This window comes from Pseudomonas saliphila (genome assembly GCF_008638345.1).
In the GTDB taxonomy this organism is placed as follows: domain Bacteria; phylum Pseudomonadota; class Gammaproteobacteria; order Pseudomonadales; family Pseudomonadaceae; genus Halopseudomonas; species Halopseudomonas saliphila.
On sequence record NZ_VTVA01000004.1, the window covers coordinates 208,176 to 229,737 of the forward strand.

At 59.6% G+C, this 21,562-nt stretch carries 20 protein-coding genes and 1 pseudogene; 10 read left to right on the forward strand and 11 right to left on the reverse strand.

Annotation, left to right across the window (positions count from 1 at the left end):
• Positions 1–81 precede the first annotated feature (81 nt).
• The gene (lon, locus tag FHK95_RS06505) at positions 82–2,499 is read left to right on the forward strand and encodes an endopeptidase La (RefSeq protein ID WP_150303779.1); all 2,418 of its coding nucleotides are present in this window, start codon (positions 82–84) and stop codon (positions 2,497–2,499) included.
• Positions 2,500–2,564: 65 nt separating this feature from the next.
• Here lon and FHK95_RS06510 read toward each other — a convergent pair whose 3' ends face one another.
• Positions 2,565–4,664, reverse strand: a complete 2,100-nt coding sequence (locus FHK95_RS06510; protein ID WP_150303780.1) for a type IV pilus assembly protein FimV — start codon at positions 4,662–4,664, stop codon at positions 2,565–2,567.
• A 398-nt stretch (positions 4,665–5,062) separates the two neighbouring features.
• Between FHK95_RS06510 and cmoA the strand changes: the two genes are divergently transcribed.
• Positions 5,063–5,803 (forward strand): carboxy-S-adenosyl-L-methionine synthase CmoA, encoded by a 741-nt coding sequence (cmoA, locus tag FHK95_RS06515; RefSeq protein WP_150303781.1) that lies wholly within the window; start codon positions 5,063–5,065, stop codon positions 5,801–5,803.
• Positions 5,800–6,771 (forward strand): tRNA 5-methoxyuridine(34)/uridine 5-oxyacetic acid(34) synthase CmoB, encoded by a 972-nt coding sequence (gene cmoB / locus FHK95_RS06520; protein WP_150303782.1) that lies wholly within the window; start codon positions 5,800–5,802, stop codon positions 6,769–6,771. Before cmoA ends, cmoB begins: the two co-directional genes overlap by 4 nt.
• A gap of 21 nt (positions 6,772–6,792) precedes the next feature.
• Here cmoB and FHK95_RS06525 read toward each other — a convergent pair whose 3' ends face one another.
• From FHK95_RS06525 to FHK95_RS06540, 4 genes are all read right to left on the reverse strand, one after another.
• A complete protein-coding gene (locus tag FHK95_RS06525; protein ID WP_150303783.1) occupies positions 6,793–7,584 on the reverse strand; it encodes an acyl-CoA thioesterase in 792 nt (263 codons plus the stop codon).
• Positions 7,585–7,678: 94 nt separating this feature from the next.
• Positions 7,679–8,377: a hypothetical protein gene (locus FHK95_RS06530; RefSeq protein WP_150303784.1), complete on the reverse strand. Its 699-nt coding sequence runs from the start codon at positions 8,375–8,377 to the stop codon at positions 7,679–7,681.
• Positions 8,361–9,404, reverse strand: a complete 1,044-nt coding sequence (locus FHK95_RS06535; RefSeq protein ID WP_150303785.1) for a TIGR01620 family protein — start codon at positions 9,402–9,404, stop codon at positions 8,361–8,363. The genes FHK95_RS06530 and FHK95_RS06535 overlap by 17 nt, the downstream gene beginning before the upstream one ends.
• Positions 9,401–10,759 carry a YcjX family protein gene (locus tag FHK95_RS06540; protein WP_178114728.1) on the reverse strand — a complete coding sequence of 453 codons (1,359 nt, stop codon included), beginning with the start codon at positions 10,757–10,759 and terminating at the stop codon, positions 9,401–9,403. Before FHK95_RS06540 ends, FHK95_RS06535 begins: the two co-directional genes overlap by 4 nt.
• Before the next feature lie 109 nt (positions 10,760–10,868).
• Here FHK95_RS06540 and FHK95_RS06545 point away from each other — a divergent pair, with 109 nt between their 5' ends.
• From FHK95_RS06545 to FHK95_RS06555, 3 genes are all read left to right on the forward strand, one after another.
• Positions 10,869–11,270 (forward strand): NINE protein, encoded by a 402-nt coding sequence (locus tag FHK95_RS06545; RefSeq protein ID WP_150303787.1) that lies wholly within the window; start codon positions 10,869–10,871, stop codon positions 11,268–11,270.
• Between the two features lie 63 nt (positions 11,271–11,333).
• Positions 11,334–12,887, forward strand: a complete 1,554-nt coding sequence (locus FHK95_RS06550) for an acyl-CoA ligase (AMP-forming), exosortase A system-associated (RefSeq protein ID WP_150303788.1) — start codon at positions 11,334–11,336, stop codon at positions 12,885–12,887.
• A gap of 38 nt (positions 12,888–12,925) precedes the next feature.
• On the forward strand, positions 12,926–13,156 hold the full coding sequence (locus tag FHK95_RS06555) for a DUF3820 family protein (RefSeq protein WP_150303789.1): 231 nt from the start codon (positions 12,926–12,928) through the stop codon (positions 13,154–13,156).
• Between the two features lie 168 nt (positions 13,157–13,324).
• On the opposite strand, the gene FHK95_RS06560 is transcribed toward FHK95_RS06555, so the two are convergent.
• Together FHK95_RS06560 and zigA are read right to left on the reverse strand one after the other, a co-directional pair.
• Entirely contained in the window at positions 13,325–13,972 is a 648-nt protein-coding gene (locus tag FHK95_RS06560; RefSeq protein WP_150303790.1) for a DUF1826 domain-containing protein, read from the reverse strand.
• Complete coding sequence (gene zigA / locus FHK95_RS06565) at positions 13,969–15,180, reverse strand: zinc metallochaperone GTPase ZigA (protein WP_150303791.1); 1,212 nt, start codon at positions 15,178–15,180, stop codon at positions 13,969–13,971. Before zigA ends, FHK95_RS06560 begins: the two co-directional genes overlap by 4 nt.
• A gap of 76 nt (positions 15,181–15,256) precedes the next feature.
• Here zigA and FHK95_RS20025 point away from each other — a divergent pair, with 76 nt between their 5' ends.
• Both FHK95_RS20025 and FHK95_RS06570 read left to right on the forward strand, forming a co-directional pair.
• Entirely contained in the window at positions 15,257–15,421 is a 165-nt protein-coding gene (locus FHK95_RS20025) for a hypothetical protein (RefSeq protein WP_178114729.1), read from the forward strand.
• Between the two features lie 38 nt (positions 15,422–15,459).
• A complete protein-coding gene (locus FHK95_RS06570; RefSeq protein WP_150303792.1) occupies positions 15,460–16,683 on the forward strand; it encodes a pyridoxal-dependent decarboxylase, exosortase A system-associated in 1,224 nt (407 codons plus the stop codon).
• A 20-nt stretch (positions 16,684–16,703) separates the two neighbouring features.
• Here FHK95_RS06570 and FHK95_RS06575 read toward each other — a convergent pair whose 3' ends face one another.
• A complete protein-coding gene (locus FHK95_RS06575; RefSeq protein WP_150303793.1) occupies positions 16,704–16,997 on the reverse strand; it encodes a YcgL domain-containing protein in 294 nt (97 codons plus the stop codon).
• 2 nt (positions 16,998–16,999) lie between these two features.
• Positions 17,000–18,124 carry a ribonuclease D gene (gene rnd, locus FHK95_RS06580; RefSeq protein ID WP_178114736.1) on the reverse strand — a complete coding sequence of 375 codons (1,125 nt, stop codon included), beginning with the start codon at positions 18,122–18,124 and terminating at the stop codon, positions 17,000–17,002.
• A 662-nt stretch (positions 18,125–18,786) separates the two neighbouring features.
• Here rnd and FHK95_RS20430 point away from each other — a divergent pair.
• Both FHK95_RS20430 and FHK95_RS20435 read left to right on the forward strand, forming a co-directional pair.
• Positions 18,787–18,954, forward strand: a pseudogene (locus tag FHK95_RS20430) (HAMP domain-containing protein); the annotation flags it as partial.
• Positions 18,955–19,089: 135 nt separating this feature from the next.
• Positions 19,090–19,818 carry a methyl-accepting chemotaxis protein gene (locus FHK95_RS20435; protein ID WP_408003591.1) on the forward strand — a complete coding sequence of 243 codons (729 nt, stop codon included), beginning with the start codon at positions 19,090–19,092 and terminating at the stop codon, positions 19,816–19,818.
• Positions 19,819–19,887: 69 nt separating this feature from the next.
• Here the strand turns inward: FHK95_RS20435 and FHK95_RS06590 are convergent, their stop codons facing one another.
• Both FHK95_RS06590 and FHK95_RS06595 read right to left on the reverse strand, forming a co-directional pair.
• The gene (locus tag FHK95_RS06590) at positions 19,888–20,178 is read right to left on the reverse strand and encodes a ComEA family DNA-binding protein (protein WP_150303795.1); all 291 of its coding nucleotides are present in this window, start codon (positions 20,176–20,178) and stop codon (positions 19,888–19,890) included.
• A 172-nt stretch (positions 20,179–20,350) separates the two neighbouring features.
• Positions 20,351–21,562, reverse strand: a complete 1,212-nt coding sequence (locus FHK95_RS06595; protein WP_150303796.1) for an O-succinylhomoserine sulfhydrylase — start codon at positions 21,560–21,562, stop codon at positions 20,351–20,353.

Below are 21,562 nucleotides of genomic sequence, written 5' to 3' on the forward strand. Positions count from 1 at the left end.
AGCCATTGAAATACCCCCAGACAGGCACCATCTCAATAAGAGTGACTCACAATGGTACGTACACACAGACAGGAATTTTAAATGGCTGATCAGTCTTCAACGAAAGCGGATTTGGTCGAAGGGGACGAACAGGAGCACCAACAGGGTTTCGAGCCGGGCACAGGCCTGGTGATACCCAACCAGCGCCTCCCGGATAAAATCTATCTGCTACCCATTCATAACCGACCGTTCTTTCCTGCTCAGGTCATGCCGGTGGTGATCAACGAAACGCCCTGGTCAGAGACCATCGAGCGGGTCGCCAATACCCCTCACCATGCGCTCGGGCTTTTCTATGTCGACTCGCCCGTGGACGATAGCGGTCACCTGGATCCTACTCACCTGCCAGACATAGGTTGTGCGGTCAAAATCCATCATGCAGTCAAGGAAGATGGCAAGATCCAGTTTATTGCACAGGGTTTGACGCGGGTTCGCATTACCAATTGGCTGAGCCACAAGCCGCCTTACCTGGTTGAAGTGGAATACCCCGAATCGCCTACGGATGAGCGTGATGAGGTACGCGCCTATGCCATGGCCTTGATCAATGCGATCAAGGAACTGCTGCCGCTGAATCCACTGTATAGCGAAGAGTTGAAAAACTACCTGAATCGTTTCAGCCCCAACCAGCCGTCGCCATTGGCTGACTTCGCTGCTGCCCTGACCTCTGCGCGGGCCGAGGAGCTGCAGGATGCGTTGAATACTATTCCTATCCTGCGGCGCATGGAAAAAGTGCTGGTCATGCTCAAGAAGGAGATCGACGTCGCGCGGCTCCAGGGTGAGATCAGCGCTGAGGTCAACCGCACCATCAGTGAGCATCAGCGCAAGTTCTTCCTCAAGGAGCAACTCAAGGTCATTCAGCGCGAACTCGGCTTATCAAAGGACGACCGCACCGCGGATATCGAACAGTTCCGCGAGCGCTTGGCCGACAAAACGCTCCCCGAGTCAGCCAGCAAGAAGATCGAGGAAGAGCTGCACAAGCTGTCTATCCTCGAAACCGGCTCGCCGGAATACGGCGTGACACGTAATTATCTGGACTGGGCCACCTCCATTCCCTGGGGTGTCACGCATGCCGACAAACTGGACATCAAGCATGCGCGCAAGGTACTCGACCGGGATCATGACGGGCTGGAAGACGTCAAGCAGCGGATACTCGAGTTTCTGGCTGTGGGTGCGTTCAAGGGATCGGTCTCGGGGTCGATCATCCTGCTGGTTGGCCCACCCGGCGTGGGAAAAACCAGCATCGGGCATTCCATTGCGGAAAGTCTTGGGCGGCCGTTTTACCGGTTCAGCGTCGGCGGCATGCGTGACGAGGCCGAAATCAAGGGCCATCGCCGCACCTATATAGGCGCGATGCCCGGTAAATTCGTCCAGGCGTTCAAGGATGTCGGGGTAATGAACCCGGTGATCATGCTCGACGAGATCGACAAGCTCGGCAGCAGCCATCAGGGCGACCCGGCCTCGGCGCTGCTGGAAACGCTGGATCCGGAGCAGAACAGCCAGTTTCTGGATCACTACCTGGATATGCGCCTGGATTTGTCCAAGGTGCTTTTTGTCTGCACTGCCAATACCCTGGACAGCATTCCGGGACCGCTACTGGACCGAATGGATGTCATCCGCCTGTCGGGCTATATTTCTGAGGAAAAACTGGCAATTGCCAAGCATCACCTCTGGCCGCGCCAGCTCCAGCGTGCCGGTCTCCGCAAGAGTCAGCTGCGCATCACCGATAAGGCGCTACGCGAGATTATCGAGGGCTATGCACGGGAAGCCGGTGTCCGCAATCTGGAAAAACAGCTGGCCAAGATCATCCGCAAATCAGTCATGCGCTTGCTGGAAGAGCCTGATCGCAAGGTCACCATCAAGCCGACAGACCTCAAGGCGCTGCTCGGCACGCCAGCCTTCCGGACCGAAAAGACGCTGAAGGGAGTCGGCATCATTACGGGCCTGGCGTGGACTTCGATGGGCGGCGCGACCCTGCCAGTGGAGGCTACACGTATCCACACGCTCAATCGCGGATTCAAGCTGACCGGCAAGCTCGGTGATGTAATGAAGGAGTCGGCGGAAATTGCCTATAGCTACGTCTGCGCCAATCTAGGACTGTACAAGGGAGACAAGACGTTCTTTGACGAAGCCTTTGTTCACCTGCACGTCCCTGAAGGCGCGACGCCGAAGGATGGGCCGAGTGCCGGTGTCACCATTGCCAGCGCCCTGCTCTCCCTCTCCCGGGATGAAGCACCCCGGGAAGGCATAGCGATGACCGGTGAAATTACGCTCACTGGTCAGGTCCTGCCTGTGGGAGGCATCCGGGAAAAGGTTATTGCGGCGCGTAGGCAATCGATTTTCGAGCTGATTCTTCCAGAGGCCAATCGGGGCGACTTCGACGAGTTGCCCGATTACCTGACCAAAGGAATGACGATCCACTTCGCCAGCCATTTCCGTGACGTGGCCAAGCGGCTGTTCAACTGAGAGTCGGAAAAAGATAGTGCGCCAGTTTCAGGGTCTACTGAACCGGCGCTCTGTCTATAGGTTGATTAGCCTTTGTACGGCAGCTTTCGAGCGTCCGGTTTGTCGGGGAACAGGTTATCGTCATGTTCCAGCTCTTCCACCTCAGGGAGTTGCCGTAGACCGTCGCGCAGCATTTCGTCCTCAGCGGCATCAGCCGCTTCGCTGTCTACCGCGTCCCGATCCTCTGAATCGCGATAGCCGGCGGGAGCTGGCGTCAATCCTTCAATCAGATCCCAATCCGGATCCAGGGTGAAGTCATTCAGATTCAGTTCACTGCTCTCATCCTTGATGGCGGACTCAGCCCATTCAGATGACTCTTCATGCGCAGATATCGCCTCCAGATCCTCATCCAGCAGAGGCTCAATATCGTCGACCTGCTCCACCTGATCGTTACGCGCGGATAGTACCTGCGGATAACGCGACTTTATTTCGCCGATGCGCGATGAATCGCCGCCCAGAGCCAATATTGTCTGTTCCTGCTCGGTGAATTTGCGAACGTCACCCAGTTCAGCCAGAACCCGCAGTTGTTGATAGCGCAGATCCAGACGCTTGGGATTTTCCTCTATCGCACGCTCCAACATCACCCGCGCCTCAGCGAAGCGGCCATAGGTAATGTACAGCTCGACGCCATCCAGCTGATCCACCGGACGCGTATTACGTGGGGCAACTGCTTCACGCACCATGGTGGTCTGAACCGCGGCTTCGGCTGCAAGCGTGGCAGCAGCAGCTTCAGGCACCGTGAGTTCATGGCCATCCACTGTGGTCGTATCGGACGCTTGTTCATCGTGCCTACGTTTCCATAACAGGGCCGCGAGCAGTGCCGCAAGCAAGCCCAATAGCGCAGGCCACCAGCGCGACAACAGCGTTTCATTACTGGCCTGCGGCTCGGGCAGCGTGACCTCGGCGGCTATCGCACCGGATTCCGGATCGTCGCTGCCGGTTGCGGAGGCTGCGCCGGTTGTCTCGAGGTTCTCGCCTACAGTACCCACCGGCGCGGTGGTGTCCTGTGTTCCCGGCGCCTCGGCAGCCTGAGCTGCGCGCAATACCTCAAGCTCCGCCTGCAGATTGGCAATCTGACGGTCACGGTCATCCAACTCGTTCAGCAGCACATTGAACCGCGCCTCCAGCGACTGCAGCCGTTGGAGCAACAGCTGATTGTCTGCGCTGGCGGTGTCTGGCGTCGTTTCTTCGATGCGCAGACGAGCATTGTTATCGCCCCCAGGGGTGGCTGAACGTGCCCCGCTTTCTGATGCTGAAGTCGCCGCCAAGTCGCTGGCTTGCGCTACACGCTCCGGTGCCGCCTGACCAGGGCGCACGGCCTGCGCTGGTGTATCCGGCGCATTCGATGCCGCTGAAACGGCTGTCTCAGGCGCTTCTACGCCCAACTGCTCTGCGGTGGGCAGTGCTAATCGCGCATCGCTGCGCAGGCGGCCAATATCACCGCCAATGAAGGCTTGGGGATTAAGCGCCCGAATGGCAAGCATATTGTCGCGGATGGACACCGAATCGGCCGGCCGCGTCTTGGCTGCTATATCCCACAAGGTGTCACCCGCCACTGTGTTGTAGGTGTCAGCATTAGACTGAGCACTGATATCCGGCAGCTGCGGTTGTCGCTCAGCCGTTGTCGGCCGATTGCTTGTAGTGGATGAAGTGTTTGCTGTACGCCGGGCCAGAGCAGGTGTCGACGCGCGCGCAGGCGTCTGGCTTGGCGAGCCTGCATCGGCGTCATACATCGGAGGGTCAAGCAGCAGCGTATATTCTCGCAGCACGCGCCCGTTGGGCTGGCGCAGCTCAACCAGGAAATTCAGATAGGGTTCAAGTACTGGCTTGCTGGACTCAATACGAACATGCAACTGACCTCCCTGCACGACAGGCACGAAGCGCAAGTCGGACAGGAAAAAAGGCCGTTCCATCCCGGCATTTGCGAAGGCATCCGCACCAGCCAGGGATACCCGGATATCGTCAGGAGAAACCCCCGCGCTGCCTTGCAATTGAATCACCGCGTTCAAGGGCTGATTCAGGGCAGATTGGAGTTCAACCTCCCCCAGCCCCAGGGCATTGCTCAAACCTGCATAAAGAGCCGCCACCGAGGCGACGCCGACCACCAACTGGCGCTTTACTGCCATACCCTTTCCTCTGTTATATGAACGGCAGACGTTATGCGACGCTGTCGACGCCTTCCTGAAAACCTTCTCATGCCAACGAGAAAGTTATGGCTGCATTTAATATCATTATGATATCACTTCAATCGGAAACGAGCGGCCCCATGACCCCGTCGTCAAAAAATGGTTCCCGGCGCCTATCATAACCGTAATGGTCATTTTCATGACATAGCGTATTTGTCTTCGTTTTCTCCCCTGGACCGCCTTGGTGCGCTCACGTCCGCGCAGCAGTTGGCCGCGGCAGCTGCGAGAAGCATCGGCAAGCGTCTCCAGCACCGCCGGGGCGTGCGATCGACTGACGACGCCCTCCGCGAAGCCGTTTTACGGTAAAATCCCGTCCTCCAGACGATCCGGACCTGACAATGACGGAAGTAGACAAACTATTCGCTGCCCCGCTGAGCCGGGTGGCTGATTTCGTGTTTGATCATGACGTGGCCAAGGTTTTCCCCGACATGATCAAGCGCTCTGTACCCGGTTATCCAACCATCGTAGAAAGCATCGGCCTGATCGCCGGTCAATATGCCCAGCCGGGCAGCCTGATTTATGACCTCGGCTGCTCCCTGGGTGCCGCCAGCCAGTCGATGCGCAGGCATGTGCGGGCTGAGGGCTGCCATATTCGTGCGGTGGACAATGCCGAAGCGATGGCTGAGCGGTGCCAGGAGTATCTCACCGCGCAGGATTCGATGGTCGAGGAACTGACGCCTATCGACGTCGTCCACGCCGATATTCTGAATCTTGCGCTGGAGCCCTGCTCAGTGGTGGTGTTGAACTTCACTCTGCAGTTCATCAATCCGGAGCAGCGTCTGGGTCTGCTCACGCGTATCCAGGAGGCCTTGCTACCCGGCGGGATTCTCATCCTCTCGGAAAAGTTACGCTTTGCCGATGAAGACACCCAGCGCAGTCTCGAGTCCTTGCACTACACCTTCAAGCGCGCCAACGGCTACAGCGAGCTGGAAATTGCGCAGAAACGCTCGGCCATTGAGAACGTGATGCTGCCCGACACCCTTGAGACCCACCTGGCACGGCTGCATCAGGCCGGCTTCAAGCACGCTCATAGCTGGTTTCAGTGTCTTAACTTCGGCTCGATGATCGCTCACAAATGATTGACTACACCCCGCTGTATCAAAGTCTTGAAGGCACACCGCTTGAGCACTGGCTGGATCCCTTGCCAGCGGCACTCGAACAGCGCATGGAAACGGCGCGCAAACACGGCGACCTGCCCCGCTGGCAAGCCTGCCTGGAGCTGTTACCCACGGTCCAGCAGCCAAGCGTTGATCTGCAAGATAGCGTCACCGTTGGTCGCGTCGGCGAGCTGACAGAGGACGACCAGGCACGCCTCGAGCAGGCGCTGCGCGGACTGCACCCCTGGCGCAAGGGGCCCTTCGACCTGTTCGGCATCCATATCGATACCGAGTGGCATTCGGACTGGAAATGGCAGCGCGTCGCCCCGCACCTTTCGCTGGAAGGCAAGCGGGTGCTCGATGTCGGCTGCGGCAACGGCTATTACATGTGGCGGATGTGGCAGGCCGGTGCGCAACAGGTCATAGGGGTGGACCCGAATCTGCTGTTCATGACCCAGTTTGAAGCGGTGAGTCGCTACCTGCCGGATGCGCCGGTCTGGCTATTGCCGCTGACGCTGGAGGACCTGCCTGAACCCACCGGCGGTTTCGACACCGTGTTTTCGATGGGTGTGTTCTACCACCGGCGCTCGCCGATCGATCATCTGCTGCAGCTCAAGGCATGCCTGGCACGGGGTGGCGAACTGGTGCTGGAAACACTGGTGATCGAAGGCGACGAGGACACCTGCCTGATGCCGCAGGACCGCTACGCTCAGATGCGTAACGTGTGGTTCCTGCCGTCAGTGGCCATGCTCGAGCGAATGCTGAGTCGCGCGGGGTTCATCAACATCCGCTGCGTGGACCTCAACCGCACCAGCACTGAAGAACAGCGCACTACCGACTGGATGCGTTTCCAGTCGCTCCCGGACTTCCTCGACCCTGAGAACCCAGCTTTGACCTGCGAAGGTCACCCGGCGCCACTGCGTGCCACGCTGATCGCCGAGCTGCCCTGATCCCTGTTTGATGAAAACGGCTTAGCCGAACACCGTGACGGTCTGGCGACTGATGGCGACCAGCTCGCCGCGTTCGTTCCAGGCCTTGGCGGCGGTATGGCCGTAGCCATCGCGGGCGCGCTCGATTTCGGCGCGGTACAGCAGTGATTCGGTATTGCCCACCTGCGGTTGTGGCTGCATGAACTCGATGGTCCAGGTCAGCGTACTGGCCGGAGCGCGCTGCGCCAGATGCGGCAGCACGGCTGGTGGCCACACATCCATCAATCCCAGAATATGCCCTTCGTGGATATCGCCCTCGTCCTGGCTGAAGCCCATCCAGCCGCCCATTTCGCGCTTGCGGCTGTTGGTAAATGGCAGGTCGCCGAAGAGCCAACGCACCGAGAAATGCTGAATGAAATCGGGGCTGATGCCCTTGACGAAAGGCAGCTCCTTGCAATCCTGCGGAGCATTTGCCTGCGGCGCGTCTTCCGCGGCGACGTCGACCACCGACTCACGGGATGCGCCGAAGCTGCCCTGAATGATGCACATGGTCTGCCCATTCTGCATTGCCCTGCCAAGCATCTGCGTCACTGCCTTACCCTCGCGCAGCACCTCACTCTCGACTTGCATGGGCTCCCCCGGCGCAACCGGGCCAACAAAGGTAATCGCCAGCGAACGAACCGGCCGGCCGCTTGCTTTGGCGCGCATGCCTTCGAATACCAACGCGGCGATCAAGCCGCCATAGCCAGCCCTGCCCTGCGCCCAGCTGGCAGGAACGGTAACCGTGTCGTCTGGAGATTCAGCCAGCGCAGCGAGCAAATCAGCGAAAGTCATTGGTGTCTCTCTTCGTGAATATTTTCAGTATGTTAGGGGATCATGCCAGGCCAGGAAAGGCGCCCCAGCCATCATCCATGCGCGGAATGGGGCCTTATCGTTCAACGTCTGAAATCAACCGCAGGCCGCATAACCAACCGAGGGCCAGCCAGGCTGCGGGGACGTCCGGCCAATCATGCTCGCCCAGACCCTCCAATTCAAATCCGGGCTCCCCGGCCCGTGCCAGCAATTGATTCTGCCACCAGCCCACATATTGACCGGAGCCAGGCGCGTAACGCTCAAGCATGACCGTGCGCAGCCTGAGGGGTAAGGATTCGAACAACAACACATCGATCGCCGGGTAGATCTTCTGTTCGTTTTCCAGATAGGCCGATTCCGCAACAGGCTGCAGATCCAGCTGCCGGGCCAACACGACTAGCTGCGCGGCGTATTCGCGGTGACTATGCAGCGGATCAAGCCGCACCCGCCAATCCAGCTGCAGCCGCTCAATCGCCTCTATCAGCGTATTGGCACCGGCACTGGGTGCATCCAGCAGGCTGGCCAGCCAGCGGCGCTGATGAACCGGCAGCCCTTGAACCAGCAACCCGAGCTCGGCACTGCTGGAACCCGGCCGGGGCTTCCAGGAGGACACTTCCGCATCAGGAATCGCCATCATCCGGGCGCAACGAGCGGGCCATTCGGCAGGTAACAACTGGTGCTGTAGCGCCTCCCAGCGTTTCACCAGGGTGTGTCGACGTTTCGCCAGCCAGCGCTCCATCAACCAGCGCGACCGTGATTTATGAGGTGTGTTCATCCTTGACCTTACCTAATCGTTCACGAATGCCATTGATGACGCCGCGGTTATCCTCCGCCAGCATCTCGCGGTCCGGCAGCGGCACCGCCCTGCACAAATCCAGGGTGAAATGACCCAGCCGCGCGCTGTATAGGCCGACACCAATCCCCTGGCCAATGCGGGCCGCGAGTTTTTCCATTATTCCGGACAGCAGGCTGTCACTCAGTGCGCCGATCGCCATTTCGGTCCCGCCAGCCAGGGCAATATTGCGCAGCACGTGACGCGCCAGACGCCAGCGCCCGAGCTGGCCCATCGGCAAGCCGAAACAGACGGCCACCCGCTGCATCATGCGCAGGTTGCGCCAGACTACCAACATCAGGTCCACTGCAACCCAGGGACTGGTCGCGACCAGCATGCCGGTGCCGATGGCGCCCCGGCGGACCATTTGCCGGGCCTGCACATCCAGCGGCTGATAGAACAACAGATTCAGCCGGCGGCTGACTTCATCGGCGCCGTGTGAGCCATCCAGATCGGCGCAGGCGATGCGCATCCGCGCCGCTAGCGGGGTATTGGCATAGAGCTGCTGCAGTCGATCGAGCCAGTCGACGGCCAGGCGTTCCCGCGGGTCGGCCAGCGCCGCCTGCATTTCCAGACGCAGCTGTTCCAGTTCGGTGAGCCGCCCGCGCTGACGGCGCAGGTCACGCCAGGCCATCAGGCCTGTGCCGGCAATCCCCACGCCTAGCGCGCCCAGCAGGCCACCGGCAACCGGATGCCATTGCCAGGCTGCCAGGGTCCAGGTTGACCATTCGTATACGGCACCGCCGAGCGCCACGGCAACGGCCGTGCGCCACAATCGGCGTGGCCACGGTGTTAAGGGGGGGGCGTTGATCGTGCCGGGTAACGGCAGCTCTTCGGCGATCTCCTGCTCGCGTGGCGTCAGCGTAGCCTCGCCAATAATCCTGGTGCGTTTGAGCTCTGCCTCGGTGGCGGGTTGCTCCCAGCTCTCAAGAATTCGGGTTTTCTCACGCCGCATCTCGTCCTGACTCATACCTGGCTCCCATCGATCAACCAACCGATCAGGTCATCCATACGGTAATGCGGAAAGGGTTCGTTACGGTGCAGGCCAGGCGGCGGTCGCAGTCTGAGCAGTTCAGGTCCGTCGACCTTGAGATCAAGCGGCAGATGCTCTGGAATGCTGCCAGGCTGATAGCGCACCCAGCCGGTTTTGCCGACCAGCCCAGCGACCAATGCATCACCCTCCTGGCGCGTCGAACGGATCGCCGCCAGGGGGAAGCCGCGTACCTTGACGCCGCCATGCCTGACCTCAGACAGACTGTCGGTAACCAGATCCTCCAGGCATTGCTGCACCGCGCGCTGCTGCCCGGGCACCACTTGATCCACCTTGGTCGCGCAGACCGCCAGTTGGTTGATGCGCGGCTTGAACAGCCGCTCGAAAAAGCTGTTACGGCCGTAGCGGAAACTTTCCAGTACCGACTCAAGACCCGCTTTCAGGTCGGTCAACGCCGGCTGACCGGCGTCCATCGGCGCAAGCATATCGACCAGCAGGATCTGCCGATCGAGACGGCTGAAGTGTTCGTCATAGAAGCCTTTGACGATGTAATCGCGATAATAGTTGAAGCGCGCCTCGCACTCGGCCCACCAGCTACCTTTGCCACCACTGCTGTGCTGATTGGCCGATAGCAGCGGTACGAAGCGCAGCATCTCCGGCGCGACGCCACTGCCCGGCAGCAAGAACCGGCCTGGCTGATTGCGTGCCAGGCCCGCTTCGCTGCGGCAGCGTCGCAGAAACAGCGTCCATTCCTCGGTCAGTTTTGCCAGTTGTTCCGGGGCGTGCGGCTGGTCCGCCGGCAGAGCCATCAGCTCGTCACGCAACGGGCCTGCCAGACTGCGGCGCGGCTCGGCATCCAGCCAACGGCGCATCTGTTCACACCATTGGCCATAACTCAGGCGCAGCAATGGCAGATCCAGCAGCCACTCGCCGGGATAATCCAGAATCTCCAGGCGCAGTGAACGCGGGCCTTGCAGCTTCTTCAGAAAACCACGGGAGCGAAAGCGCAGATCGACAATGACACGGGATAGATCCCGGGTGGATTCCGGCCAGGCGGCCGGATCCAGAGACAATGCGCGCAGGGCCTCGAGATAGGGAAACGGCTGTTCCACCGAATCGCGCTGCCAGCGCACCGACTCCAGACGGTCGAAGGGCGCGCGACGGGCCAGCAGACCGCGCTGATGATTTTCCAGCTGATTGATCAGACTGGTAATGAAGGTAGTCTTACCGGCCGCGCTCAGACCGGTCACCCCGACCCGCAGGCGCTGAGTAGTAAGACGGCCGGCCTGCTCCCGCGCCTGCTGTATCAGGCCGTTTTTTTTCCGTACTACCATGCACCTGCTCCAGTAATCATTTATGGTGAGCGCACGCACTCGGTTGTACCGCGTATTCAAAAGCTTGTTAAGTATTGCATAACAACTAAAAGGAATTGAGGTAGCACTAATGGCATATTCTGACACCCACAGCAAAACCATCGGTTACCTGTTGTGGATCTTCGGGTTCATGGGCGCTCACCGGTTTTACTATGGTAAGCCTTTGACCGGCACGCTCTGGTTTTTCACGCTGGGTCTGTTTTTCATCGGCTGGATTGTCGACCTGTTTCTGATTCCCTCCATGGATGAAAAGGCCGACCGGCGCTTTCGCAGCGGCCCTGTCAACTTCAACCTCAGTTGGGTGCTGCTCACCTTCCTGGGTATTTTTGGCGCACACCGTCTGTATCTGGGCAAGTGGATCACCGCCATAATCTATTTCTTCACCGGGGGCCTGTTTCTGCTCGGCGTGCTGTACGACTACTGGACGCTGAACGAGCAGATTTCCGAGAAGAACATTCAGCGCTCGTGGTAAGGCGAGCACTGAATGTGGCGCGAATCAGGTAAACTGGCTGCCGTTTTTCAACCGGGCAGAACCATGCTTACGCGTCTTTATCAGCTCATAGAGCACAGTTGCAGTCGTACCGCAGGTGCGCCCGCGCTCATGTGGCGTGACCAGACCCTTGATTACGCGCAGTTGTGGACTCAGGTAGAGGCGTTCGCTGGCAGCCTGCAGGCGCTCGGCGTGCAGCGTAACGAGCGCATCGCGGTCTACCTTCCGAAACAGCCCGAAACCGTCATCGCGCTGTTCGGCAGTAATCGTGCGGACGCGGTATTTGTTCCGGTCAATCCCCAGCTGAAAGCCCTTCAGGTCGGCCACATTCTGCGAGACGCAGGTGTTCGCTGGCTGGTCACCAGCGCGCAGCGGGCAAGCCAACTGACAGACATACTGGATGGTTGTGCTGGGCTTGCCGGGGTGATTCTGGTCGACAAAACTGCCGAGCTACCGATTCGAACTATCGTCTGGGCTGAGCTTCCAGTTGCCCCACCGCAGCCGAGCAAGGCGCTCGACTGCGATATGGCCGCGCTGCTCTACACCTCGGGCAGTACCGGTCAGCCCAAGGGCGTCATGCTCAGCCAGCGCAATCTGCTGGTAGGCGCGCAGAGCGTTGCCGAGTACCTCGGCAATACCGCCGAAGACCGTTTGCTGGCCGTATTGCCGCTATCGTTCGATTACGGCTTGTCGCAGCTGACCACGGCCTTTCTCTGCGGCGGCAGCGTCGTCCTGCTTGATTATTTGCTGCCGCGCGACGTCATCAAGGCCGTGGCTCGTTATCGGATAACCGGTCTGGCCGGTGTTCCGCCACTCTGGCAACAGCTGGCCGAGCTGGAATGGCCGAATGAGGCACGCTGCCTTCGCTATTTCACCAACTCAGGCGGACGCCTGCCCGCAGCCACCTTGCAAGCCCTGCGCGCCGCGCAACCGCAGGCGCTGCCCTACCTCATGTACGGGCTGACTGAGGCGTTCAGATCGACCTGGCTGCCGCCGCAACAAATCGATGACAAGCCCGGCTCCATCGGCGTTGCCATTCCCAATGCGGAAGTACTGGTCGTGCGTGAAGACGGCAGCCTGTGTGAGAGCGGTGAAGAAGGCGAGCTGGTCCATCGCGGCGCACTGGTTGGTATGGGCTACTGGAATGATCCATCACGTACCGCCGAACGTTTCCGTCCCGCGCCCTGCCAGCCACAGGAACAGCCGAGCGTAGAGCTCGCGGTCTGGTCCGGCGACCGGGTTTACCGCGATGCTGACGGCTTCATGTTCTTCGTCGGTCGCCGGGATGAGCAGATCAAGTGCTCGGGCTATCGGATCAGTCCCGACGAGATCGAACAGACGCTACTGGAAAGCGGGCTGCTGGATGAAGCGGTGATTACCGGAGCAGAACACGTCACCCTGGGGCAGGCGCCCATTGCCATACTGCGTGGTAACCGGGCCAATGAAGCGCAACTGCAGGCCTGGCTCAAATCCCGTCTACCCAACTATATGCAACCTCAGGCGTGGATCTGGTGCGAGAGCATTCCGCGCAATGCCAACGGCAAGTACGATCGAAGTCTGCTGCGCCAACGCTATGCGCGACTGTTCGATAACGCCTGAGCTACGATCAACGCGCCCTGACGATTTAAGGTAGTTGAATGAAACCGGAAGACCTGCAGCTACTCCTGACCCGCGAGATGCCCTTTGGCAAGTACAAGGGGCGACTGATTGCGGATCTGCCCGGCCATTATCTGAACTGGTTTGCCCGCGAAGGTTTTCCCTCTGGAGAGATCGGCCGGCTGCTGGAGCTGATGCAAGAGATTGACCACAACGGGCTCTCCTATTTACTCGATCCGCTACGTAGCGACGCTCGCCGCACCCGACCTTGAGCGCTGTATACACGGCACTGTAGCCGTCGAAGCGATTCAGTCGTGTGTTTCTGGCGCTGCCGCCGATACGCGGCTCGTCAGTTACCTTTCGAAAGCACGATTGAAGCTTGCCGAAACCATTGACCAATCAGCCCGCTGATCTGGTCAACAGATTCTGAGCCTGCCGGGCTAGCGCAACCAATCCAGCGTAACCACCATCCTTCGCTCGCCCTGGCCCGGTACCGGCGAGCGGTGAACGATGCCCCTGCCCTCATTGCCGTGCCAGCGTTCGCCCTTGAATAATGCCACGTCCCCTGCCTTGAGCGTGCCCGACGGTTGTACTGCGGACCAGTCATCAGACCGTGGTGAGCCGATCGCATCGCGAGGCATCCGGCCTTCACCCAGCCACTGTGAGCCTGGTCCCGAGTACGTCGTGATCAAACGCACTGGCACCTGATCGACGTGCCAGCGCGGACACATGGCAGCGTCAAGGCTGCGCAGCCTGATTCCGGCCCGTCGCACCTCGAAAAGGCACACAAACATCTCGAAGAGCAACGTCAGGTCATCGATAAAATCGTCATACCCAGGCATGGCTGCACACTCTGGCAACAGACCGGACAGATGTTGCGGTCCGTTTTCCCGTGGCTCAAGCGTCACGGACTGGGAAACATGGGTGCCTGCAGCGAGCATCGTGCTGATAAAGCTCTGCAGCGGAGACGGCAACTCACGCTGCCATACCGCAAGATTGACAGTCGGCTCGAGAATGGACGGCAGGCTATCTGCCTGGGCACTCAGAACCTGGCATGGAGCATCCATGTGTTCATAAGCCAGCATCATGCGACCTCCGTGCACTGCTGGAAGGGGTCAGCCAGGGCAATCCAGGCTGCGGGGCCGCTTTCCAGTTCAACCGCTGTCAGCAGACAGGCATCCAGGTCTGCGTTCAGCTGCTCGAAATCGATATTCTGCCCAATGAAGACAAGCTCCTGTCGGCAGTCGCCAACCTGCGGATCCCACTTTTCCATAATGGCGTTGCGGCTCTCTTCATCCTGTGGCCATTGTGCTTCCGGCACTGCGGTCCACCAATGGCCGGCCTGGCCGTAGCGCATCAAGCCACCAGCCTGAGACCAGTTGCCAGCCTCCTCGGGGCGTGACGCCAGCCAGAAATACCCCTTTGAGCGCAGCAGCCGGCCATTGGTCCAGGGCTGATTGAGAAAGGCAAAGAAGCGCGCCGGATGAAATGGCCTGCGCGCCAGATAGCTGGTGGATGCAATGCCGTACTCCTCGGTTTCAGGCACATGCTCGCCGCGCATTTCCTTGAGCCAGCCAGGAGCCTGAGCTGCCTTCTCGAAGTTGAAACGCCGAGTATCAAGTATCCGGTCAAGCGGCACCTGCCCCATCACGGCAGGCACAATGTCCGCTTCAGGATTAAGGCTGCGCAGGATGGCCAGTAATTCCTCACGATGGTCGCTCGAGATAAGATCGGTCTTGCTGACCAACAGCACGTCCGCGAACTCTACCTGCTCGATCAGCAGATCGGTGATGGAACGTTGATCGTCTTCACCTAAGGTCTCGCCACGGCTGGCCAGGGCGTCCGCGGCGTGAAAGTCCTGCAGAAAGTTCAGCCCGTCCACCACTGTGACCATCGTGTCCAGGCGCGCCAGATCAGAGAGGCTACGCCCATCTTCATCGCGAAAGGTGAACGTTTCGGCCACAGGCATGGGCTCGGAAATCCCGGTCGACTCTATCAGCAGGTAGTCAAATCTGCCCTCGCCCGCAAGCTTCGCCACTTCCTCCAGTAGATCCTCGCGTAGGGTGCAGCAGATGCATCCGTTACTCATTTCCACAAGGCGCTCTTCCGCCCGATTCAGACTGACATCGCGCTGGACTTCGCCGCCATCGATGTTGATTTCGCTCATATCGTTAACGATTACGGCCACACGCAGATTCTCGCGATTCTTCAGAATCTGGTTGAGCAAGGTGCTTTTGCCGGCGCCAAGAAACCCCGAAAGAACTGTAACGGGCAGCGGGGTATTGTGAGCATTCATCAAATAGTCTCCATGTACGAGTTACTTGTTATAACATAACAATATGATCATGGGAATAATAGGACCGCCTTTCATTATGCTGGCGCAATTCACAGGCAGCCTGAATATTGCCGGGCATGCTTTCTCCGTCCGTTGGCCAGATCCCGAAGAAGGCATCGCCGAGCTGGTCAAGCGCTCTACCCTGGCAATACAATCTGGCTCCGAGAAGGAGCGCTTGATGACGCTGAAGCGTAACCGCTGAGGCTCAAAGATCCTTTCCGCTATTCAACCGGGACAGCCATGACAACCCACGCCGCTTTCGACAATCTACATATCCACGCCAGCCAGCTGCTGATCAATGGCCAGACGCTACACCAACTGACCTTGCGTGCCGGCCAGACGCCGTTCTATGCCTATGACCGCGCACTGATCCAGCGCCGGGTGACTGAGCTGCGCAGCGCCCTGCCCGACCGTGTAGAACTGCATTACGCGATCAAGGCCAACCCCATGCCGGCGGTGGTGCAATTGATGGCTGGCGAAGTCGACGGGCTGGATGTCGCCTCGATAGGTGAGCTGCGGACGGCTCTGGATACCGGGATGAACCCCCAGGAGATCAGCTTCGCCGGGCCGGCCAAGGGTGACCATGAACTGGCCGCGGCGATCGTCAGCGGCATCATGCTCAACGTTGAATCAACCGGTGAGCTGACGCGCATCCGGCGGCTCGCGGAACAACTCGGACTGCAGCCACGCATCGCCCTGCGGGTGAATCCCGACTTCGAGCTCAAGTCCTCCGGCATGAAGATGGGCGGCGGGGCAAAGCCGTTCGGGATTGATGCGGAACAGATACCCGCTCTGCTGGACAGCCTGCGCGCCGGTCCGTTACAGCTTTGCGGCCTGCACATCTTCAGTGGCTCTCAGAACCTTCGTCAGGCGGCAATCGAAGAAGCTCAACTGCAGACCTTTGCCCTGGCCAAGCGCCTCAGCGAGGTCTGGGGTAAGCCTTTTGAGTTGATCAATCTGGGCGGAGGACTGGGCATCCCCTATTTTCCGGGTGAGCAACCGCTTGACCTGCCAGCCGTAGGCAGCCACCTACAGGGGCTTATCGATGCCAACGCGCAGTGGCTTGGCGAGACCCGCCTGATCATGGAGCTGGGACGTTATCTGGTAGGCGAAGCCGGCTACTACGTGTGCCGCGTGATTGAGCGCAAGGAAAGTCGCGGCCAAACCTATCTGATGTGTGATGGCGGGTTGCACCATCATCTCGCCAATTCGGGGAATTTCGGGCAGATACTGCGCAAGAACTATCCGGTGCTTATCGGTAACAAGGCCGACCTGCCACCGACCGAGACGGTGACGGCTCAGGGTCCGCTCTGCACGCCACTGGATATCCTGGCGGACAAGATCAGCCTGCCCGAAGCCGCGCCGGGCGACTGGCTGGTAGTGCTGCAATCGGGTGCCTACGGTGCCAGCGCCAGTCCTGCATCCTTCCTGGGGCATCCTGCAGTGGTGGAGTTACTGGTCTGAGCTAGCGAGGTTCTGGCCAGCTAGATCGGATCGTTCCGGTACAACAACTCATCCGGCAGATGGATCAGATAGTCCTCCGCCTCAGGCGGCATCTGCAGGTGATACCCCTGCGTCTGCAAATTAGCCATGACCTTGCGTACATCCTCCCGTGCCAGCTTGCGCTCCTCGGTCAGGATCAGATCCATGGCGTGCTCGGGTACGCCAAAAACAACCGACAGATGCCCAGGCAGTTCTGCCAAGTCGGTTTCCTTCGGCACGTACAGATACATGCCAGGTTTGCGCTTGCTACGGTAGATCGACACTTCAATTTGCATACTTAACCCGCATTAACCACGTCCAATAACTCGGCGCCCATCAATTCGCGCCGCCAGCCATTCAATTCATTGGGCAGACTGTAAGGTCCTGCTGGATACCCTGTGCGTACTATGGCCTCCAACACTTTTTTGCGCAGCATCACTTCAGGCGCGATATTCAACTTGGCGGCATGCTGTTGCCCTACCCTGCGCAAGGACTTCAACAGCCGGTTGGCATCCGGCGGTAAGGGCTCAGGCAACCGTTGCGGCCATTCTGGTTCAGGAACCGACTGGCCCTGCCGAATAAGCTCCAACACCATCTCCCCGTCATGGCGCACCGAGCGCGGATGCATATCCTCGATCCGTGACAGAGCCTGCAGCGAATCGGGCTGGCGTTGCGCAATCGGAACCATGGCCGACTCACGGAGAATGCGGTTACGCGCCTGATCTCGCTGTCTCGCTTCGCGCTCGCGCCACTCCGCCAGCATCTTGAGTATCGCCAGCTCGGCCGGCTTCAAGCGCCAGGCTTGCTTGATGTTCTGGTACGCATACTCGGGGTCCTGCAGTACGCCAACATGGCTGCCCTGATCAGCGGTATCGCTCAGCAACCAGGAGGTCAGGCCCGCCGCCTCGATGCGTGGCGCCATGAGCTCATAGATCTGTGCCAGATGCAGCGCGTCGTCGGCTGCGTATTGCAACTGCGTCGGGCTAAGAGGCCGCTGCAACCAGTCCGAGCGCGTTTCATCCTTGGCCAGATCGAGGTCCAGCAGCGCCTTCACCAGCCGGGAATAGCCCATGGAAAAGTCCATGCCCAGATACGCGGCGGCAAGTTGGGTATCGAATAGCGGCTGCGGTACCACCCCGCACAGGTGATGAAAGACTTCCAGATCTTCACTGCAGGAATGAAACACCTTGATCACGCCGGGTGCAGCCAGCAGGTCGACCAGCGGTGCCCAATCAGTGATGGCCAATGGATCGATCAGATACGCGTGCTCGCCATCGCCGATCTGGATCAAACCGGCTATCGGATAGAACGTCTCGGTCCGCACAAACTCGGTATCAACAGCCACATAGGGTAGCTTGAGCCATTGTTCGCACCACTGTGCGAGCACGTCATTGCGGTCGATAAATACTGTTTTCGCCTGGATCACTTCCATCATGTTTTCCTCGTTTCGCGGCGAGCCGCGACGAAACGTCAACAGACCCAAACCAGACGCGAGTATACCTGATCCACCCCGAGCCGCACCGCACCCACGGACGCTAAAAGTTTTGCATTTGCTATCAAGAACGCCGCATTGGGGCCGATACCAGAGTCTGAAGCCTTTTCTTCAATGCAGCCCGCGGGGAAACGGCAACAGATCCTAGAGCAATACCCCCTGGCAACGGATTCAGCATGGTTTCTTTCAAGCATGTACCTTTGAAATATAAGTTCTGGGCAGTGAACGGCGTTAGCTTCGTCAGTCTGCTGCTACTGGTATTAGTCGCCCTGTACGCCGAGCAAAACACCTTGCACAGCGAGCGCAAAGCCCTGGCCGCCTCGTTGATCAGCAGCCTGCCGGAGCATCAGAGCGTACCCGGCCTGACCTGGCTCACCCCGCCAGTAACGGGTGGTCAACTTACATCCGGCCCCGGGGGCCAGGCCCTGTGGGTCGCGCGAGCGGACCTGAAGCCGCCTGCAAGCGAGAATTTGTTCGGGTTGTGGAGCATGCGTGTAAACGGACAGCAGCGCCTCCTCGGCGTGCAGCGTCAGGACTTTTTCTCGTTGCTGATAGCCAGGATTCCAACCTACGCGCCGAGCGTGTTTTTGTTGATGCTCGGCGTCCTGCTGGTCTCGCAGGTGCTGATCCTGTTCATCACCCGACACATCATCGCGGTACGGGATGTAATGCTGGCCGTGCAGGAAACCGGTGATCTGCGGCTGCGTGCCAGGGCAGACACCCGTGATGAAGTGGGCTCCATAGCCAGCGCCTTCAACGCCATGCAGAGTGCACAGCAAGAGGTGGTTGGCTCGGTTCGTCAGGCCGCAGAACAACTGGATCGAGGCGCGAGCGAGCTGGCGGGCCTGATGGTGCGGGTGCGCGATGGCATGACTGCACAACAAGGCGAAACCGATATGGTTGCCGCGGCGGTCAATGAGATGGGCGCCACGGTACAGGATATAGCCGGCAACACAGCGCGATCCAGCGAACGCTCCCACCGTGCCGACGTGCTCGCTCTGGAGGGCCGCGATCAGGTCATGCAGGTCAGTCAGACCATTACCGGCTTGGCCACCAGCATCGAACGCTGCACTCAACACATGCAGAAACTCGAAGGCCACAGCAAGGAAATCAGCGGCGTAGTCAGGGTCATCGGTGAGATCGCAGAACAGACCAATCTGCTGGCACTGAACGCCGCCATCGAAGCTGCTCGCGCAGGTGAGTCCGGGCGCGGCTTCGCGGTCGTCGCCGACGAGGTGAGAGCGCTGGCCCAGCGGGTTCAGGCCTCCACTAACGAAATACAACGGATGATCGAGGGGCTGCAACGCGGAACTGGCGACGCTGTGCAGGACATGCAGGCCAGCGCAAAACTGACCCACGAATCAGTCGAACAGGTAGAAAAGGCAGGGGTCTCACTGGGCGAAATCACCGCCGCGGTCAGTGCAATTCGTGCAGGTAACTCCGAAATTGCCTCGGCAGTCGAACAGCAAAGTCAGGCGGCTGAGGCGATCACCCAGAGCGTTATCCAGATACGGGATGTTACCGAACAGACCGTGGACCAGACTCGACAGAGCGCCACAACCAGCGAACAACTGGCCGCCCTGGCGCATCAGTTGACGGACTCGGTAAGTAGACTCAAAACCTGAGACTGGAAGTGGACATCATTGCCAAGCGGGGTGCAATGACGTCCACTTCCGATACAGAAAGGTTAACGCTTACTGCAGGGCGATGCGGGCACGGTTCTTTTCGACAGTCGCCGCGCCAATGCCTGATACATCGGACAGGGATTCAACGGAAGCGAAACTGCCATTGGCCTCGCGGTAAGCCACGATGGCGTCCGCCTTGGCGGCACCGACGCCCTGTAGCGTTTCGGCAATTTCTGCAGCGCTGGCGCTATTGATGTTCACCGAAATAACGGAGGCCGGGGCTGCAGATGTTTGTGCAACAACCGGGAGTGCGAACCAGGACGACAGGACAAGCAGTACAGCAAGATATATAGCTTTCATAGGATTCTTCCTTGATTTGAGTGTGCGCCGCACTGCCGGGCAAAGCACCAGCGAGCTGGCCGACTATCCCTGCGGCATCCCAAACGTAGAATAACCAACCCCCATGAAGCAAAACGGATCACGCCGTTTGTGATCCGTTAGCCAAAGCCTCCGCTGCTACTGTGCGGTACGTCTAGATTGCAGACAACCCGCGCTGCAGATCCGCGCGCAAGTCTTCTACATCTTCCAGCCCCACCGCCAGACGGATCAGACCTTCGTTGATCCCGGCCGCCAGGCGCACTTCAGGCGCCAGGCGGCCGTGGGTCGTACTGGCAGGATGGGTGATCGTGGTCTTGCTGTCTCCCAGGTTGGCGGTTATCGACAGCATCCGTGTGGCATCGATGAAACGCCAGGCCGCGTCGCGACCGCCGTCGAGCTCGAAACCCACTACCGCACCAAAGCCACTCTGCTGCGATCTGGCCAGCTCGTGCTGCGGATGGGATGGCAGCCCGGCGTAGTACACCCGCGCGATAGCCGGTTGTTGCTCAAGCCATTCGGCGAGGATCTGAGCATTGGCGCAATGTTCCCTCATGCGCAAGCGAAGCGTCTCGAGCCCCTTGAGAAACACCCAGGCGTTGAACGGACTAAGGGTTGGGCCAGCAGTGCGCAGGAACCCGACAACTTCCTTCATTTGTTCGCTGCGTCCGGCAACCACGCCGCCTAGGCAACGCCCCTGCCCATCGATATATTTGGTTGCCGAGTGCACCACGATATGTGCGCCCAGCTCCAGCGGCTTCTGCAGCGCTGGGGTGCAGAAACAATTATCCACGACCAGCCAGGCGCCCTGCTCGTCCGCGACCGCAGCCAGGCCACGGATATCGACCAGCTCGGCCAATGGATTGGACGGAGATTCGACAAAGAACATTCTGGTATTCGGCTTGCACGCTGCACGCCAGCCGTTCAGATCAGCGAGGCCTACGTAATCAACCTCGACCCCGAAGCGCTTGAAGTACTTGTCGAACAGGCTGACGGTGGCACCGAATACGCTACGCGAGACCAGAATATGGTCGCCGGCCGAACAGAGGCTCATGACCGTAGCCAGGATCGCTGCCATGCCCGAGGCAGTGGCAACGGCCTGTTCTGCGCCTTCGAGCGCGGCGATGCGCTCTTCGAAGGTACGTACCGTCGGGTTCATATAGCGCGAGTAGACGTTACCTGGCGCGTCGCCGGCGAAGCACGCTGCCGCGTCCGCGGCACTGCGAAATACGTAGCTTGAGGTCAGGAACAGGGGTTCGCCGTGTTCCGCCTCCGGGCCGCGGCGCTGGCCCGCTCGCACTGCCAGCGTATCGAAGCCGGCATCGGCCAGATCACTGTCCAGCCGGCCTGGTTCCCATTCAGTTGTCAT